This is a genomic window from Pelagibacterium nitratireducens, from assembly GCF_037044555.1.
GTDB lineage: Bacteria > Pseudomonadota > Alphaproteobacteria > Rhizobiales > Devosiaceae > Pelagibacterium > Pelagibacterium nitratireducens.
The window spans coordinates 3006386-3022758 of sequence record NZ_CP146275.1 but is presented as its reverse complement, the minus strand read 5'-3'; the positions used below and the strand labels follow the sequence as shown (position 1 = coordinate 3022758).

The 16373-nt window shown below is 58.4% G+C and carries 15 protein-coding genes and 1 tRNA gene; 10 read left to right on the top strand and 6 right to left on the bottom strand.

The window, feature by feature from the left end; translation table 11 throughout:
* Positions 1–258: 258 nt before the first annotated feature.
* Positions 259–1362, top strand: coding sequence for a 2'-deoxycytidine 5'-triphosphate deaminase (locus V6617_RS14920; RefSeq protein ID WP_338607708.1), 1104 nt, complete (start codon positions 259–261; stop codon positions 1360–1362).
* A 58-nt stretch (positions 1363–1420) separates the two neighbouring features.
* Here V6617_RS14920 and proX read toward each other — a convergent pair whose 3' ends face one another.
* The 3 genes from proX to V6617_RS14905 form a co-directional block, all read right to left on the bottom strand.
* Complete coding sequence (gene proX, locus V6617_RS14915; protein ID WP_338607707.1) at positions 1421–2440, bottom strand: glycine betaine/L-proline ABC transporter substrate-binding protein ProX; 1020 nt, start codon at positions 2438–2440, stop codon at positions 1421–1423.
* A gap of 122 nt (positions 2441–2562) precedes the next feature.
* The gene (locus V6617_RS14910) at positions 2563–3495 is read right to left on the bottom strand and encodes an ABC transporter permease (RefSeq protein WP_338607706.1); all 933 of its coding nucleotides are present in this window, start codon (positions 3493–3495) and stop codon (positions 2563–2565) included.
* Positions 3488–4747, bottom strand: coding sequence for a glycine betaine/L-proline ABC transporter ATP-binding protein (locus V6617_RS14905; RefSeq protein ID WP_338607705.1), 1260 nt, complete (start codon positions 4745–4747; stop codon positions 3488–3490). Before V6617_RS14905 ends, V6617_RS14910 begins: the two co-directional genes overlap by 8 nt.
* Positions 4748–5126: 379 nt before the next feature.
* Here V6617_RS14905 and V6617_RS14900 point away from each other — a divergent pair.
* The 8 genes from V6617_RS14900 (at position 5127) to V6617_RS14865 (ending at position 12228) form a co-directional block, all read left to right on the top strand.
* A tRNA-Gly gene (locus V6617_RS14900) sits at positions 5127–5200 on the top strand.
* A 137-nt stretch (positions 5201–5337) separates the two neighbouring features.
* The gene (locus V6617_RS14895) at positions 5338–6708 is read left to right on the top strand and encodes a tyrosine-type recombinase/integrase (protein ID WP_240549624.1); all 1371 of its coding nucleotides are present in this window, start codon (positions 5338–5340) and stop codon (positions 6706–6708) included.
* Positions 6709–6809: 101 nt separating this feature from the next.
* Positions 6810–7091, top strand: coding sequence for a hypothetical protein (locus V6617_RS14890; protein ID WP_220305772.1), 282 nt, complete (start codon positions 6810–6812; stop codon positions 7089–7091).
* Between the two features lie 10 nt (positions 7092–7101).
* Positions 7102–10293: an Eco57I restriction-modification methylase domain-containing protein gene (locus V6617_RS14885; protein WP_220305771.1), complete on the top strand. Its 3192-nt coding sequence runs from the start codon at positions 7102–7104 to the stop codon at positions 10291–10293.
* 9 nt (positions 10294–10302) lie between these two features.
* Complete coding sequence (locus tag V6617_RS14880) at positions 10303–10656, top strand: type II toxin-antitoxin system RelE/ParE family toxin (protein ID WP_309207458.1); 354 nt, start codon at positions 10303–10305, stop codon at positions 10654–10656.
* The gene (locus V6617_RS14875; protein WP_220305770.1) at positions 10653–10940 is read left to right on the top strand and encodes a helix-turn-helix domain-containing protein; all 288 of its coding nucleotides are present in this window, start codon (positions 10653–10655) and stop codon (positions 10938–10940) included. The genes V6617_RS14880 and V6617_RS14875 overlap by 4 nt, the downstream gene beginning before the upstream one ends.
* A complete protein-coding gene (locus V6617_RS14870) occupies positions 10937–11692 on the top strand; it encodes a hypothetical protein (protein ID WP_220305769.1) in 756 nt (251 codons plus the stop codon). Before V6617_RS14875 ends, V6617_RS14870 begins: the two co-directional genes overlap by 4 nt.
* Positions 11692–12228 carry a type II toxin-antitoxin system VapC family toxin gene (locus V6617_RS14865; RefSeq protein WP_220305768.1) on the top strand — a complete coding sequence of 179 codons (537 nt, stop codon included), beginning with the start codon at positions 11692–11694 and terminating at the stop codon, positions 12226–12228. The genes V6617_RS14870 and V6617_RS14865 overlap by 1 nt, the downstream gene beginning before the upstream one ends.
* Positions 12229–12249: 21 nt before the next feature.
* On the opposite strand, the gene V6617_RS14860 is transcribed toward V6617_RS14865, so the two are convergent.
* Positions 12250–12708, bottom strand: coding sequence for a winged helix-turn-helix domain-containing protein (locus tag V6617_RS14860; protein WP_240549718.1), 459 nt, complete (start codon positions 12706–12708; stop codon positions 12250–12252).
* A 382-nt stretch (positions 12709–13090) separates the two neighbouring features.
* On the opposite strand from V6617_RS14860, the gene V6617_RS14855 reads away from it, so the two are divergent.
* Positions 13091–13783 (top strand): ArdC family protein, encoded by a 693-nt coding sequence (locus V6617_RS14855; protein WP_220305766.1) that lies wholly within the window; start codon positions 13091–13093, stop codon positions 13781–13783.
* 187 nt (positions 13784–13970) lie between these two features.
* Here the strand turns inward: V6617_RS14855 and chrA are convergent, their stop codons facing one another.
* Together chrA and V6617_RS14845 are read right to left on the bottom strand one after the other, a co-directional pair.
* The gene (gene chrA / locus V6617_RS14850) at positions 13971–15338 is read right to left on the bottom strand and encodes a chromate efflux transporter (RefSeq protein ID WP_036744230.1); all 1368 of its coding nucleotides are present in this window, start codon (positions 15336–15338) and stop codon (positions 13971–13973) included.
* Positions 15338–16159, bottom strand: a complete 822-nt coding sequence (locus tag V6617_RS14845) for a chromate resistance protein ChrB domain-containing protein (protein ID WP_036744223.1) — start codon at positions 16157–16159, stop codon at positions 15338–15340. The genes chrA and V6617_RS14845 overlap by 1 nt, the downstream gene beginning before the upstream one ends.
* Between the last annotated feature and the right edge of the window lie 214 nt (positions 16160–16373).

Genomic DNA, 16373 nt, shown 5'->3' with positions numbered 1-16373 from the left:
AACTGGTCACTTTAGCAGAGATGTTTCCCGGAGGATTGCCAGCAAAAGTGAGACGCACTTTTGTGGTTCGGCAACCCGACCAGAAAAAACGAAGGCATTGCACAGCAACGCCCTTGGTGGCCTGCAATCGGACCGGCCAAATCACCACCAACCGCGCTGGAAACGCAGTCAGCACTGAGTTACTCCCAAATGGCGCTTGGCGTCAATCGCCTCAATTGCTAAGCCAGTCCAAAGGGTTTGCATGAGGCGCATGGGGATATGAACAACACTTGGCCGACCGGGGTATTTTCCACCCGGCTGATCCAGAACTTGTCCGATCAGGGCGCCATCAGCGCCGGCCGGCCCTATGACGCCGATCAGATCCAGCCCGCGAGCCTCGATCTGCGGCTTGGTGAAACCGCCTTTCGCGTCCGCTCGAGCTTTCTGCCCGGACCAGGCAAGACGGTGACCGAGCGCATAGAAACGCTAAAGCTTCACCAGATCGACCTGACCAAAGGCGCGGTGCTCGAACGCGGTTGTGTCTATATCGTGCCACTCCTCGAGAGCCTCGACCTGCCTGAAACGGTCAGCGCATCGGCCAATCCCAAATCTTCCACCGGACGGCTCGATATCTTTACCCGCGTCATATCCGACGCCGCGCGCAGCTTCGATATCGTGCCCGCCGGATATAAGGGGGCGCTCTATCTCGAAATTTCCCCCCGCACCTTCCCGGTGCTGGTGCGCACCGGCTCGCGCCTGTCCCAGATGCGGTTCCGGGTCGGAGACGCGCGTCTCGACGCCGCTGGCCACAAGGCCTTGCACGCCGAACAGACGCTGGTTTTCGATCCCAACATGGATGTGGGCGAGGGGGTCTCGCTATCGATCGATCTGATCGGCGAAGGGCGCTCGGGCCTGATTGGCTTCCGCTCAAAGCGCCATACGGCGGTTGTCGATGTCGACAAAAAGAACGCTCTGGACGTCCTCGATTACTGGGAACCTCTGGTCAATCGCGGCTCGGGCGAGTTGATCTTGGACCCCGACGAATTCTACATTCTCGTTTCACGCGAAAGCGTACATGTTCCGCCCGATTACGCGGCCGAAATGGTGCCGTTCGACCCGCTGGTCGGTGAATTCCGCGTCCATTATGCCGGGTTCTTCGATCCCGGCTTTGGCCACTCGGCCGCCGGAGGCACCGGTTCACGTGCCGTGCTCGAGGTTCGTAGCCGCGAAGTCCCGTTCCTTCTGGGTCACGGCCAGACCATCGGGCGCCTGATTTACGAGAAGATGGCCGAACGGCCAAAGACGCTCTACGGCTCAGCGCTCGGCTCGAACTATCAGGCCCAGAGCCTCAAGCTTTCCAAGCACTTCAAGCCCTATCCCTGAACAAAAGAAGGCCGGGGCGCATACCCCGGCCTTCTCATATTGAACGCTGAAGCGTCGCTTACGAAGCGGCGCCGCGTGCAGTTTCGAGCCAGCCGTCGACCATGTCGCGGTTGTCTTCGATCCACTGAGCAGCCTGGGCTTCGATATCGTCGTCACCCTCGTTCATGGCAGCGTTCTGGGCAAAGATGTCCGCGAGCGGGATCGATGCGCTTTCGAGCAGTGCGCGAACGGCAGGGTTCTCTTCGAGGAACGCCGAGTTGGCGACCGGCACGATGTCGTTGGCCGGGAAGCCGAGCGTGCACGGATCGTTTACGCAACCTTCAACGCCATCCATGGTCGCTGCATCGGCCATGCTCATATCGGGCAGGTCGACTTCAGGAACTTCGATCCACATCACGTCTTCGCCCGGGACGAGTTCATTGACCGTCCAGTTCGGAGTCCATGTGTAGAACAGGATGTTTTCGCCGCTGTCATAGGCAGCGACAGCGTCAGCCATCGAAGCTGCATAGCCAGCCTTGATCGGGTTGATGTGGTCGCGCAGATCATAGGCATCCATGTGGTGCTCGATGTTGATCTCGCAGCCCCAGCCCGGAGGACAGGCAACCATGTCGGCCATGCCGTCGCCATTGCGGTCAAAGGCTTCCTTGACTTCGTCACGTTTGAAATCTTCGAGCGAGGTAATACCAAACTCTTCAACCGCAGAGGCGTTGACCAGATAGCCTTCTAGCGCGCCGCCTTCGGCGACAGCACCCACAAGCTCAGCGCCGTTGCTGAACGTGTCTTCGTAGGTGTTGTGCAGCGGGAACCAACCATTGACCCACAGATCCATGTCGCCCTGCGCGACCGTCTGATAGAACGGCGGATTGTCGAGCGTGGTGATCTGGGGCACGTCATAGCCCAGCTCGGAGATGAGCTGACGATAGATTTCGGCGTGGAACCAACCGGTATCCCAGGTCGCCTGAGCCATATTGACCGTAACGCCTTCGCCCGGCATGTCCTGGGCGACGACAGCAGCCGGTGCAGCGCCCATAAGGGCAACGGCAGTCAGACCGGCGAGAGTTTTCTTGAGACTGAACATGATGTTTTTGTCTCCTTTGGTTTTGGTTTTAATCGACGGATTATTCCGCCTTGCGAAGTCCAGAAAAGTCCGGACGATAGAAGCGGTGGCGCATAGCCACCGCGTCATTGGGTAACGGCAGCTCAGGCCGCCTTGCGGGTTGGTTCGGCCTGCTTGCTGCCCTGAAGGCGAAGCAGGTTCGAGAGTACCTGGCGCAACGAAACGGTGTTGGTCTGGTTCTGCTCGCCGAGGCCCTGGGTAATGCGATCCAGTACGATGGCGAGGATGACGATTCCGACGCCGCCTGCCGTGGCACCGCCCACATCGAGCCGGCCAAGACCGGTGTTGACCACGAGCCCGAGACCGCCTGCGCCGATAAGGGCGGCAATAACGACCATCGAGAGTGCGAGCATGAGCGTCTGGTTCAGGCCCGCCATTATGGTGCGTAAGGCCAGCGGAATCTGAAGATCAGTCAGCATCTGCCATCGTGTGGAGCCGAAAGCATGAGCCGCCTCGACCAGATCCCCGCGTACATTGCGAATGCCCAGATTGGTCAGCCGGATGATCGGGGGCAGGGCGAAGATGATGGTGGCGATGATCCCCGGCGCCATCCCGACGCCGAACAGCATGACGATCGGCACGAGGTACACAAAGGAGGGAATCGTCTGCATGATATCGAGAATCGGACGCACGATTTTCCATAGCAGGTCCGAGCCGGCTGCCAGGATGCCGACGGGCACCCCTATGATCGTGCAAAAGAAAACCGACGTCAGGATCATGGCCAGCGTCGTCATGGTTTCCGGCCAGAGACCGATCATGTCGATGAAGAAAAAGCCGATGATCGTGAAAATTGCCATGCCCTTGCCAGCCCATTTCCAGGCGGCGAGGGAGAAGACTGCGGTGGTCAGAAGCATGGGGACGAAATTGAAGAAATCGTCCAATGCGTTGAGAACCAGCGTGATAGGAACCTGCGCCGCGCGGAACAAGGGCCGGAAGTTCGGCACCAGCCAGCCGCGGACGAAATCATTGATCCAGTCGTCGAAAGGGATAATGAGGAGGTCGCCGGGACTAAACATTTGCGCTCTCCTTTTCAGAATCTTGCGCCGGGGGTGCTTCGGATGCCTCGGAGAGGACGGTTTCATCATCGCCGGAAAGTTGTGCGAACACAGCCTCCGGTTCGACGACACCGACCAGGCGGTCCTTGCTATCCGTCACGGCGATCGGAAGTCCACCGCTTGCCGCGCCGTACAGGTCGTTGAGCTGCACATCGGCATCCACGGTGGGATATTCGGTCAGCATGACCTTTTCCAGAACCGGATTCGGTTCTTCCAGATTCAGCGTCGCCGCAGCCAGATCCTGATAGGTCACCACGCCGGCAATCATGTTCTTGTCGTTGACCACGTAGAGGGCGTTGCGGTTGAGATCCTCCATGGCGCGCATGGCGTCCTCAGCCGTGTCGGTGCCCAGCTTCATGGCCGCGGGATCGTTCGAGACGTCCTCTGCGGTGAAGACGCGGCCGCGATCGATGTCGGCCACGAAGGCCGCGACATAATCGTCGGCTGGATTGGAAACGATTTCCTGCGCCGTACCGACCTGGACGAACCGGCCATCTTTCATGATGGCGATCTTGTCACCAAGCAGCAGAGCCTCGTTCAGATCGTGCGTGATGAAGACGATGGTTTTCTTCAGCGTCTTTTGAAGCTCGATCAGTTCGTCCTGCATCTCGCGGCGGATGAGCGGATCGAGCGCGCCGAATGGCTCGTCCATCAGCAACACCTCAGGGCCGTTCGCAAGACCGCGCGCCAAGCCAACGCGCTGCTGCATTCCGCCCGAAAGCTCGGCAGGCAGACTGTCAGCCCAAGCGGTAAGCCCGACCTGTTCAAGCGCCTTGAGCGCTCTTTTGCGGCGTTCGGCAGGTTTGGTTCCCTTCACCTTCAGTCCATAGGCGGCATTGTCGGCCACCGACCAGTGAGGAAACAGAGCGAAGTGCTGGAACACCATGGTGATTTTTTCGCGCCTTATGCGGCGAAGCTCGTCTTGTGAGCAGCTGGCGACGTCCGCACCATCGATCATGATCGAGCCCGACGTGGGTGGGATCAAGCCGTTGAGCATACGCACCAGGGTCGATTTGCCGGAGCCCGAGAGTCCCATGACGACGAAGATCTCGCCTTCGCCCACATCGAAGCTCGCATCCTGCACGCCCACCGTGGCGCCCGTCTGCTCGAGAATGTCTTCCTTGGAGTTGCCTTTCTCGAGCAGTTCGAGAGCGGCGTCGGTTTTTTCACCGAAGACCTTGAAGACGTTTCGTACCGATAATTTGACTGCCATGTGTCTCCTTGTTGAAAATTTGCACGCGAAGACTGTAAATATCGTTTTGTATTCGCACTTTAGCTGTTGAACACAAAAAGACACCGGGCCAGAATCGACATCAAGGCTGGCCGGTCATCGTGCAGAGATTGAATGTTGATCAAGACAATAGGCCCCCAAGAGCGCGATATCAACAGCGCGGCGCCGATTTTTTGCCGCAATTGCCGTTGCGAGATCATCAGATCGCTCATCGGATTGCGGCGAGAGGCGCTAAAATGACTGGAAAAGCGCCAAGGTAAACTTTTTGGGAGATCGGAGCCGGCACTGAAGTGGCCAGCGTATCTGCCTTGACGATTGTCCCGATTTGCAGCACACAAGCGCTCGATCAGCGCCGACGCGTGCGGGTGTAGCTCAATGGTAGAGCAGAAGCTTCCCAAGCTTACGACGAGGGTTCGATTCCCTTCACCCGCTCCATTTTCCCAGCTTTGCAAAATTGCTATGTCGCTGTAACGGCCAAGGAATTCGGTGTACACAGCCAACTTTGGGTTGTCTTGCCCGGAAATTCGTGACACATTTTGATCCTATAACGTGATACATTGGAGAGGAATGGCGTGCCCAGGGGTTCTCAACTCGACCGTTTTTTGCAGCGCCGCGGGGACCGCTGGCAGTATGTTCGGCGCGTTCCCGCCATGGTGGCTGAGCAGGATGAGCGGGCTCCAGTTATCCGTAGTTCGCTCAAGACCCACGACTTGGCGGTCGCCCGCGTCATGCGCGATGCCTTGGAAAAGGCGGACAACGACCTGTGGGCATCGTTTCTGTGCGATGAGGAAGAGTCAGCGGCTCTGAAGCGCCACAAGGCCGCCGTGCGTCGGGCAGCGGCGCTCGGCTTTGCTTATCGTCCTGCAGGCGAGCTCGAAGCCAAGGCAAGCTGGCAGGAGTTGGCCGAGCGGATGGAGGCAATTCTTGATACGCGGACATCCCATGCAGTCGAAACGGCGGTGCTGGGTGGAGAGCCAACGCCCAGCGTGACGCTGACCCAAGCGCTTAAAGTCTATATCAACGATATTGCTGCATCTCAGCTGGTGACGAAGTCGCCGCAGCAAAGGCGGAAATGGCGGGTCATTCCCGAGCGGGCTGTGCGCAACTTTGTCGAGATCGTCGGGGACAAGCCGATTTCGCACATCACCCGCGACGACGCGCACAAATTCTATCGCTATTGGCTGGCGCGCATCGCTCCAGCCGACAAAGGCAAGAAGCCAACCCATACTGCATCATCGGGCAACCGGCAGATTGGTGAGCTGCGAAAGATCTATCGCGAGTATCATGCCTTCATGGGCGCGGAGAACAAGCTCAACCCATTCGCAGGACTAAGTTTTGAGGAGCGCAAGAAAGCCAAGCGGCCTCCTTTCCCGACCGCCTGGATCCGGGACAAGATTCTGAAAGCCGACGCTCTCAAAGGCTTGAACGAGGAGGCGCGGGCCATCCTTTTGGTCACCATCGAAACGGGGGCGCGGCCGAGCGAGACCTGTAATCTCGATGCCAGCAACATCCACCTTGATGGCCCAGTGCCCTACATTAGCTTTGTGGAGCGCGATGATCCGGAGGCGCCACGTGAATTGAAGACCGCAGCCTCCATTCGCGAGATTCCGCTGGTCGGCGCTGCTTTGTTGGCATTTCAAATGTATCCAAGCGGTTTTCCCCGCTATCGGGAGAAGGAAGAAGCTGCCTGCGCTGCAATCAATAAGTATCTGCGCGAGAACGGCCTCGTCCCAACGTCAAAACACACCCTCTACAGCATCCGTCACTCGTTTGAAGACCGGATGAAAGAAGCCGGTATTGACGGGGAAATGCGCGAAATCTTTTTTGGCCATCGTCGTTCACGCCAGGAATATGGGTCAGGGGGCGCTCTGGAGTGGCGTCGGTCACTTCTCGAGCGGATGGTTTTACCGTTCGAACCCTCGATTTTGTCGCGCTCGATCTAGGCGCCGACTCCCTGGAACACGCCGTTGCTGACATGGGCTATGTTGTCAGCTTCCCCAAAGCTATGCTTTCAAGAGGTGATTCACCCATCAGGAGGGACATAGTGGCAATTCGTGCTGAAACCGCGCTGGCGCGGCCGGGCTGCCTGGGGCACTACATCCGGGCGCTGGCGCTCGATCGACTAGATCTGTCCGTGACCCTGGCGGCCGAGGCGATTGGGTTCATCCGCGCCGCATTTTCGGCTTTTCTGAATGGCCGCGCGTCGCCCAGCTCATGTACATACAGTGCGATTGTGATATTGCCCAAGCTCGCGCGCGCGAAGGCGAGATCTTGGTGCCTCGCTATCAGCCCGGGCCGGAACAAACCACAGCCAAGGCTGTTGTGATCGGAAGCGCATGCATCTCTTCAATCCCAAAACGCTCGATCGCCATATTGCTTACCCGGACAGTCTTCCTGCCAGTCACGAGGCCCTGCTGAAAGAGTGGAGTGAGCTCATCCGCTCGGGCCGTATCACCGGATTGAAGGAGACGGCCCTTCACGGCGACTTCAAGGCCAAGATTGTGGAGGGTGTGCTTGGCTATGTCAGCGCCGTCGTGTCCCCTGACCACACGGTGACTTCAGAACAGTCGATCCTGAGCGGTTCTGTCGATCTGGCCCTTGGTCATTTTGGGCCGCAGCGTTCCCAGATCCTTGCACCTTTCGAGCTCAAGGGAGCGCGTACCAAGGATCTCGATGCCATTATGCCTGGCCGGGCAAAGAGTCCGGTGCAGCAGGCGTGGGAGTACGCCACAAACGCGCCCGGTGTGAAATGGGTCGTCGTGTCGAACTATGTTGAGCTCAGGCTCTACGGCTTCGGCGAAGGCACGCAAGCCTATGAGCACTTCGAGCTCGCCAAGCTGACTGAGCCGGCTCACTATGCTCGATTTATGCTTCTGCTCGGGGCGGAGAACCTGCTGAGCGGCCAAACGGCCGCGCTGCTCAAGGAGAGCCGCCGCGAAGACCAGGACATTACCGACGCGCTTTATTCGGACTACAAATCCTTGCGCGGCGACCTCATCGCGGCAGTGCGCCAGGAACTACCATCTCTCGACGGTCTGAGCGCGATCGCAGCGGCGCAGACCATCCTAGACCGCATCCTCTTTACGGCCTTTGCCGAGGACACAGGGCTCCTGCCACGCCACATTCTCGAAAAGGCATTCGAGCATTCCGATCCTTTCAATCCTCGCCCAATCTGGGATAATTTCAAAGGGCTCTTCACCTCAATCGACAAGGGCAATCATCAGCTGAATGTCCCGCCGTACAATGGGGGACTGTTTGCCCCTGATCCCATCGTCGATCAGCTCAACATCCCCGACGCGGTTTGCGAGAAATTCAAAGATATCGGCGGCTACGACTTCAGCTCGGAAGTCTCGGTCACCGTTCTGGGGCACATCTTTGAGCAATCGATCGCCGATGTGGAACGTCTCCAAGCCGAAGCACGCGGTGATGAGGTCGAAGCTGAAAAGAAAACAGGAACGAGTGGTCGCCGCAAGCGCGACGGTGTCGTCTACACTCCAGACTACATTGCTCGCTTCATCGTCGAGCAAACGCTCGGCACGCACCTGGAAGAGATCTTTGCCTGCATCGTCAGGCAATTTGCGCAGAAGGGATCGAGCCTTGCTGATTACGAGGCGATCAAGTGGAAGCGTAAGAGCGCGCAACTGGAAGCATGGCAGGCCTATCGGGACCGGCTGAAGTCGCTGCGCATCGTCGATCCAGCCTGCGGGTCGGGCGTTTTTCTGGTGATGGCCTTCGACTACATGAAGGCCGAGCTCTTGCGCGTGAATGAGAAGATCAAGGAGCTGGCGCCCAGGGCTGAGCATATGGGCGATCTTCTCAATTACGTCCCCGACAGTGAGATCCTCACCAGCAATTTGTTCGGCGTCGATGTGAACGCCGAAAGCATCGAGATCGCGAAGCTTTCGCTTTGGGTGAAAACGGCTCGTCGCGGCAAGCCGCTTGACAGTCTTGGTGGCAATCTGAAGGTGGGCGACAGCCTGATCGAAGATTCCAATTTCGCCTATCTCTCGCACGGGTTTACCTGGGCGAGCGCCTTTCCCCAAATCATGGCCGAAGGTGGCTTCGATATCGTGCTCGGCAATCCGCCCTATGTGCGGATGGAGCACCTTAAGCTGATGAAGCCTTACCTAGAAAAACGGTTCGAGGTGGTGTCGGATCGGGCGGATCTCTACTGCTACTTTTTCGAGCGCGGGCTCAACCTGCTGAAGCCTGGAGGTCGGCTTGGATACATCTCGTCATCGTCTTTCTTCAAAACGGGCTCTGGTAGGCCGCTACGCGATTTTCTGCGCCAGAAGGCAACGATTGAAACCGTAGTTTATTTTGGCGATCTGCAAGTTTTTGAGGGGGTGACCACCTATCCCGCCATCCTCACCATGCGGCGCGAGGCCCCTTTAAAAGATCACACGCTTCGTTTTTGGACGGTCGACACGCTACCAGAATCTAACTTTCGTGCGAATTTTGAGAAAGGGGCGGCCACTTATCCGCAGTCTTCACTTTCCTCTGGGTCGTGGTCTCTGGAAGAGGCTGGGCTGCAGTCGCTGCGGCGCAAGATCCGGACAGGGCGGGAGCGATTGGGTGATGTTTACGGTGATCCGTATGCTGGCATAAAAACTGGGCGTAACGAGGCGTTTGTCATCGACCGCACAGAAAGAAACCGGCTTGTCGCCGCCGATCCGAACTCTGCGGACCTCATTAAGCCCATTATTTTTGGCAATGAGTTGGAGCAGTGGCACGTAGCGTCGGCTGAACGCTTCATTATATACATCCCGAAGTCAACCATCGATGTCCTAAAATACCCCGCAATCCTAGAGCGACTCTCCCAATTCAAGTCTAGACTGGAACAGCGGGCTGCTAAGCAGGAATGGTTTGAGCTGCAGCAGGCGCAAGCAGCGTTTGAATCTACTTATGCAGGCACGAAAGTTGTGTACCGGGACATCGCCAACCGTCCTAGCTTTTCCGTTGATAGCGGAAGCTACATCGACATGACGTGTTTTTGCTTGAAAGGCGCCTCCCACTATGAGGCCGCTTTACTCGGCTCCAACGTACTTTGGTTTGCACTCACGAGCGAAACAACAATAGCTAGGGGCGGATACTTCCGGATGAAGAGCCAATATCTGAGGTCGCTTCCTATTCCACTTGCTTCTGAATCTCAGAAAAACGAAATCGCCGCGATCGCTGAGTCCTGTCAAGCGGCAGCGGAAAGACGCCACGTCCTGCAGCGTGCCCCAACACGACGTATACCGGATATCGCTCCTATTGGAGCGTTCACGAATCTTTCAAACAAGCTCAAGAAGTGGTGGCTTTTGCCGGATTTCGCTGCATTCCGGTCTGAGGTCAAGAGGTGTCTGAAGGCAGATATCCCCCTGTCCGAGCGTAGCGACTGGGAAGACTGGATCGCCCGAGACAAGGCAGAAATTGCGCGCCTTTCGTCCGAGATCCAGGCCAATGAGCGCCGTATCAACGAGCTGGTGTATGGACTTTTCGATTTGACTGGTGAGGAGATCGAGCTGTTGGAGTCTAGCATCTGATGAGCACCCTTGCATTATTACGTCAGATTTGATATATTGATTTCATGGAAGATTGAAATCCTGAGTGACACGGTGCGGGCGGAGCTTGAAGCTTTGCCGGCTGACCAGATTGCCCGCTTCCTGCGGATCGGTGAGCTGATCCAGTCTTTGGGGCTGGAGCGCGTTCGCGAGCCCCACGTGAAGCACCTGGAAGGGCCGCTTTGGGAAATCAGGATGAAGGGCAGGGACGGCATATCCCGCGCTCTGTATGTCGTTGCCAGACCAAAGCGCGTAGTGGTGGTCAGGATCTTCGTGAAGAAATCCCAAAAGACCCCACGCCGCGAAATCGAGCTCGCCCTGAAGCGAGCGAAGGATGTGAGATGACAAGCTTGAACGAGCTGAAAAAGGATCTGCTGAAGCGTGCCGATGTGCGCGCTGAATATGAATCTCTCGCCGAGGAGTTCTCGATCGCGGAGGCGCTGATCCGTGCGCGGAGCGAGGCAGACTTGACGCAGACGGAACTGGCCGAGCGGATGCATACCTCGCAGTCCTATATCGCCAAGCTCGAAAGTGGACGGGTCAGTCCCTCGATGAAGGCGCTACAACGCTATGCTGCTGCGACGGGTTCGCGGCTGAAGATTAGCCTGGAGCGAGCGGTGAGCCCATGAAGGCGGACGAAAAAACACTCACGCTCTACATCAAAGCTTATTCGCCAAAAACCATTCCCATGGGGCGTCTGGCGAAGTACATGCAGGCATTTGCTGCCATGCTGGGCAACGAACATGGGGTTCATTTTGACCAGCTCAAGCCGGGCAGCACGCAGCTTGTCAGTCGCATTGATCGCGAAGAAATCCCTAAAGTGGATGAGCAGCTTGAGCGTGTCCGTCGTAGGGAAGCTGGCCAAGACGCTCTGAAGGCGTGGAACGAAATCGACCGGCTTCTCGCCGATGACAATGCCACCGGCTATGTCTACGAGGGTGAAAGTCCCACGGCCCAGATCATTGAGTTTCCGGGTGTCAAACGGCCAAAGCCGGTCAAATACGGGCCTTTCACGCAGGAGGGGTCGATTGATGGTATTCTGATCAGCGTGACGGGTGCTGACCAGACAATCCACCTTCAGCTACAGAATGGCGAGTTGAAGTATACCGGCATTGAAACAGACCGAGAAACAGCGCGCCGACTCGGGCATCACCTGTTCGAGCCAATCCGACTCCATGGAAGCGGGAGATGGATGCGAGAAGAAGACGGCATCTGGACGCTGAAGCGTTTCCGAGTTGCCACCTTTGCTATCCTCAAGAATCACGACCTTGCGGAGGCTGTTGAAGATCTGCGGGCCGCGCAGGGCAGCCATTGGGCCGAAATGGACGATCCGATCGCGGCGCTTGATGAGTTGCGGGACGGCAAGGATGGCCTTCACTGATGGTGGTTTTCGATACCTCCGTTCTGTTGCTGCTCATCGAGCCAAAGGCAAAGCCCCCGATTGATCCAGCGACCGGTTTGCCGGTCGAAAACGCTGCTGCCCGCATAGAGCATCTTGTTTCTGTACTGTCCGACGCCAGTGAAAAGATCATCGTGCCAACGCCGGTGCTGAGTGAAATCCTGGTCCATTCGGGTGAGGCAACCAATCACTATCTTGATGCCCTGAATGGGCAGGCCGTCTTCCGCATTGCAAACTTTGATCAAAAGGCCGCCATCGAGGCAGCGTTAGCGATCGGCGACGCGCTTAGACGCGGAGGAATTCGTATCGATTCTGCTGATCCTGAGGTCACGCGCGGTAAGGTCAAATTCGACCGCCAGATCGTGGCCATCGCGAAAGCCGAAGGGGCGACAACCGTCTATTCTGACGACACCGATGTTGTGAGATATGCGGAGCAGGCTGGGTTGAGAGCCTACCGAACAGCCGACCTTGATCTGCCCCCCGAAGACCCGCAGACTGCCATGGACTTCGATAGCTAGGCTTCCTTGAAAGGCTCAGCTCTACTCTGATAGCCGTCTCGCCTCCCGCAAGCCGTCCTCGCTCAGCTCCCAGATTCCACGATCGGAATCGCTGCGCATCAGCCCTTCTTTCTTTAGGTCATTTCTTTCCCAGCACACAGCGTTCCACCACCGTGGATCGCCTGATGAGACTGGTGCGAGATCGGCCGCTCCAAGCATAGAGCGCACCTCCGGTTCCATCCGATCGCGGATATCCTTGCTGAATGCGGCCCCTCCTAAATCAAGAAGAACGCGCATCAGAGGATTGCGGAATTCGCGTTGCGGCGTCTTCTTGCCCCTGGGCTTGGGCGCTGCCCGGATTGGCTTAGGCGGCGTTTTGCCCAGCGTTTTGTCCAATGCATCCAAGGCGGTCCGGATCACATCATCGGGCGTATCTTCTAAGGGACGCGCATACCTCTTCAACCGGTCCCAGGTGGCGTCGGAAATTCGAACAACGGGCATCACAGTAGCACACCATCCTCTTTGCACTGATGCGATTAGTAGTACCTTGTAACTAGGTTCTAGTCAATAGTTTGGGAGGGGGCGCCGTCCTCGCGCTGAATCCGGACGCTTCAACATTTGCCGGATCATGCTGGGTGTGCTCGATTGCGCTGCATTCATCTTCATGGGCGTCGCTTTCTCTCTCCAGCTTTCCGTCTGACCGCCGCGTGTGTCGCGGCCTTCCTTCGTGGCTTTCCTGGCCGAACCCTCCGCCCTCGCAACGGCATGCGCCGTCTTTTCGCTTCGCCCGCCCCTTTCGGGGTGCAAGGGCCGTCTGGCTCAGCCTCTTCGGTCGCCATCAGGCCGCGCCGATCGCGGCTCCAGGCAACGAAAGGAGAGACCCATGCCACGCACCCAAAAATTCGATGTCCATCAGGAGATCACCAACCGCATCGTCGATGCGATCGAGACCGCCGAAGACTTCCGGCTCCCATGGATCAAAAGCACGGCCGGCAGCTTTGCCCGCCCCGTCAACATCGCTTCGAAGAACCCCTACAATGGCGTCAACATCGTCAGCCTCTGGGTCGCAGCGTTTGTTGCTGAATACCCGTCCAACATCTGGGGCACGTATCGGCAATGGCAGGACAAGGGCTGCCAGGTCCGCCGCGGCGAGAAATCCGCGCTCGTGGTCTTTCATAAGACTCTGTCGGTTGAAGAGACCAACCAGGAGACCGGCGAAACCCAAGTCGGTGAGCGGTTCATTGCCCGGGCCAGCTCCGTGTTCAACGCAGCACAGGTTGAGGGCTTTGAATGTGCGCCAGAGACACTTCCAGACGGACCGCTATTCGATCCGATCGAGAAGGCAGAGCAGTTCGTTGCCGCCACCGGTGCAGTCATCGACGAGGGTGGCGAACATGCATGCTACATTCCCGGCTATGACCTGATCCGAATGCCGGATCGCAAGCGCTTTGTGGGCACAAATACAAGTGGGGCACGCGAGGCCTTTTACGCGACGCTTTGCCATGAGCTTGTACATTATGCCGGAAGTGGGATTATGCCGACTTCGCAAGCGCTCTGCTGTAATTGCAGGCCATAGTCCTCTTTGCGCTCGGCATAAACCGACGCCCAAACGAAACTCAAGGGAGCTGAGGAATTCGGTTAGGGGTTAGCGTGCCCACGATCCGATTGTCCGGGTGGGGCTTTGACGAAATGCGGCGTTGTCCCCTTATCAATCTCGTCATGGGCCCTTTGGCTCTCACTTGGATCGCGAGAGCGGATCACCGTTATGCAATGTTGGCCACCCCAAGAACCAGACCAGCCGCTGCGCACCCGGCGAGAACCGTCACTGGGCCGAGCTTGAAGCGGAAAACCGCGACAAGCGCGGCAAGGACCAACGCCGCAGCAGACAGGTTCATTGTGGACCAGACGGGCACATCGAGATCGAGGCCGAAAGACGTGATCGTCTGCACCTCATCGAAAACAACATGCAGACCGAACCAGACCGCAAGATTCATGATCACCCCCACGACGGCGGCCGTGATCGCCGTCAGGGCTGCTGTCAGCACTTTGTTGTCGCGCAAGCGCTCGATGAACGGGGCACCTAGGAATATCCAGAGGAAGCAGGGTGTGAACGTAACCCATGTCGTCAGCAGCCCGCCCAGCGTTCCCGCCATCAACGGCGACAGTCCGCCCGCATCGCGGAAGGCTCCCATGAAGCCCACGAACTGCGTCACCATGATTAGGGGCCCGGGCGTAGTCTCGGCCATGCCGAGCCCGTCCAGCATCTCGCCGGGGGCGAGCCAGCCGTAGTTCTGAACTGCCTCCTGCGCGACATAGGCAAGGACCGCATAAGCGCCACCGAAGGTCACCACGGCCATGACGCTGAAAAAGCCTGCGATCTGGGCAAAAACGTTGGCCGGACCGAAGACGGCGAACAGCAGGGCGACCGGGACCAACCAGAGCACGAGGAACGCTGCCGAGACGCGAAACGCCCACCCTCGGTTGACCTGCGTGTGAGCCGGCGATTCTTCGCCGAGGAGGGTGTCGGCGTCATCGACCTGGACCTTGCCCACCTTGCCGTGTCCGCCGCCACCATGAAATGCAGGCAGACCCGCACGGGCGCCGAAGAACCCGATCAAGCCAGCAATCAGGATGATGAGCGGGAAAGGGATGGCGAAGCCAAAGATCGCTACGAAGGCGGCGGCGGCGATGGTGACCATCGCCCCGTTCTTCAGTGCACGCGAGCCGATCCGGATGACCGCCTGCACCACGATGGCCAGCACCGCGGCCTTGAGCCCGAAGAACAAAGCTTCGACTGGCCCGACATTGCCGTAAAGCGCATAGACCCAGCTGAGTGCCATGATCGCCACGACGCCCGGCAGCACGAAGAGGACGCCCGCGATGATGCCGCCGAGGGTGCGATGCATCAGCCAGCCGATATAGACGGCGAGTTGCATGGCTTCCGGCCCCGGCAGCAGCATGCAGTAGTTGAGCGCATGAAGGAACCGCTTCTCACCCAGCCAGCGCTGTTCTTCGACGAGGATGCGATGCATGAGCGCGATCTGTCCTGCGGGGCCGCCAAAGCTCAGCAGGCCAATGCGGGCCCAGATGCGGGTGGCCGCACCAAGGGTTGGATATGCGCGGTCCTGCATCATTCTGCCTTCGGCTTGTTAGTGGGCCAGTTATGGGTCTCGTCGGTCGCGTCCCGTGCCCATCGATAAAAGGCGTCATAGAGGAGCATCCCGGCCTCTAGTTGTTCCAGATCGTCGGAATACATCCGCGACAGGCCGAGCGAAGCGGCAAGCAGACCGGCGGCTTCGGGTGCGAGGTCCATCCGAGCGGTATCGGCTCCGCGAACGATGGCGGCCAGGCGGTCGAGGGCGGGAATGCCTAGGCCGAACTCGGCCAGCATCACATCGAAGGTGCAGAGCTCGCCCCGATGGCTCCAGAACACGCCCTCGATGTCGAAGGGCGCGGCATTGTAGCGCTCGGCGACGCCCACCACTTCGGCGGGGGCAACGAACAGGATGATCGCACGGGGATCGAGAAAGCGCCGGATCAACCAAGGACAGGCGATGCGGTCGATTTTGGGGCGGGAGCGGGTGACCCAAATGGTACGGCCCTGCGCATCGCGCGCCGGCAACTTGCCTGGATCGATCAACGGGAGTCCGGCCGCTCGCCAAGCATCGAACCCGCCCTCGAGATATTCCGAGGAGCAGCCTTCGGCGCGAAGCCAGGCAGCCGTGCCCTGGCTGCGCCGGTGGCCGGCCTGACAGACGGCAATGGACGGCTGCCCACCGAGTTGTGACGCGAGCGCGGCGAGCGCCTGGTCATCGATCCGGGCGGCGCCAGGGAGCAACCGTGGATCGGTCGCGAAATCCTCCTCGGACCGCACGTCGAGCAAGAGCGGCGCTCGAGGGGTTCCGATGATGCGGGTGAGTTTATCGAACGAAATGGCATTGGGCGCAGGCATGTGCGTTCCTCCGTGGCCGGGGTTGAACAGGAACGCGATCTTCGGCTGGCGCCTCGTGGGGAGCTCGCAATCCCCATAATTTTAGATACGAAAGTCCGGGCAGCCACGTCAAGAACTCTATATGCGGGTCAGCGTTGAAGAGGTGACGTCGAAATATTGTCTTGGCCGCACGTGCCCTCAGATGAAGATCGACTGGTCACAAAGCGGGGATTTG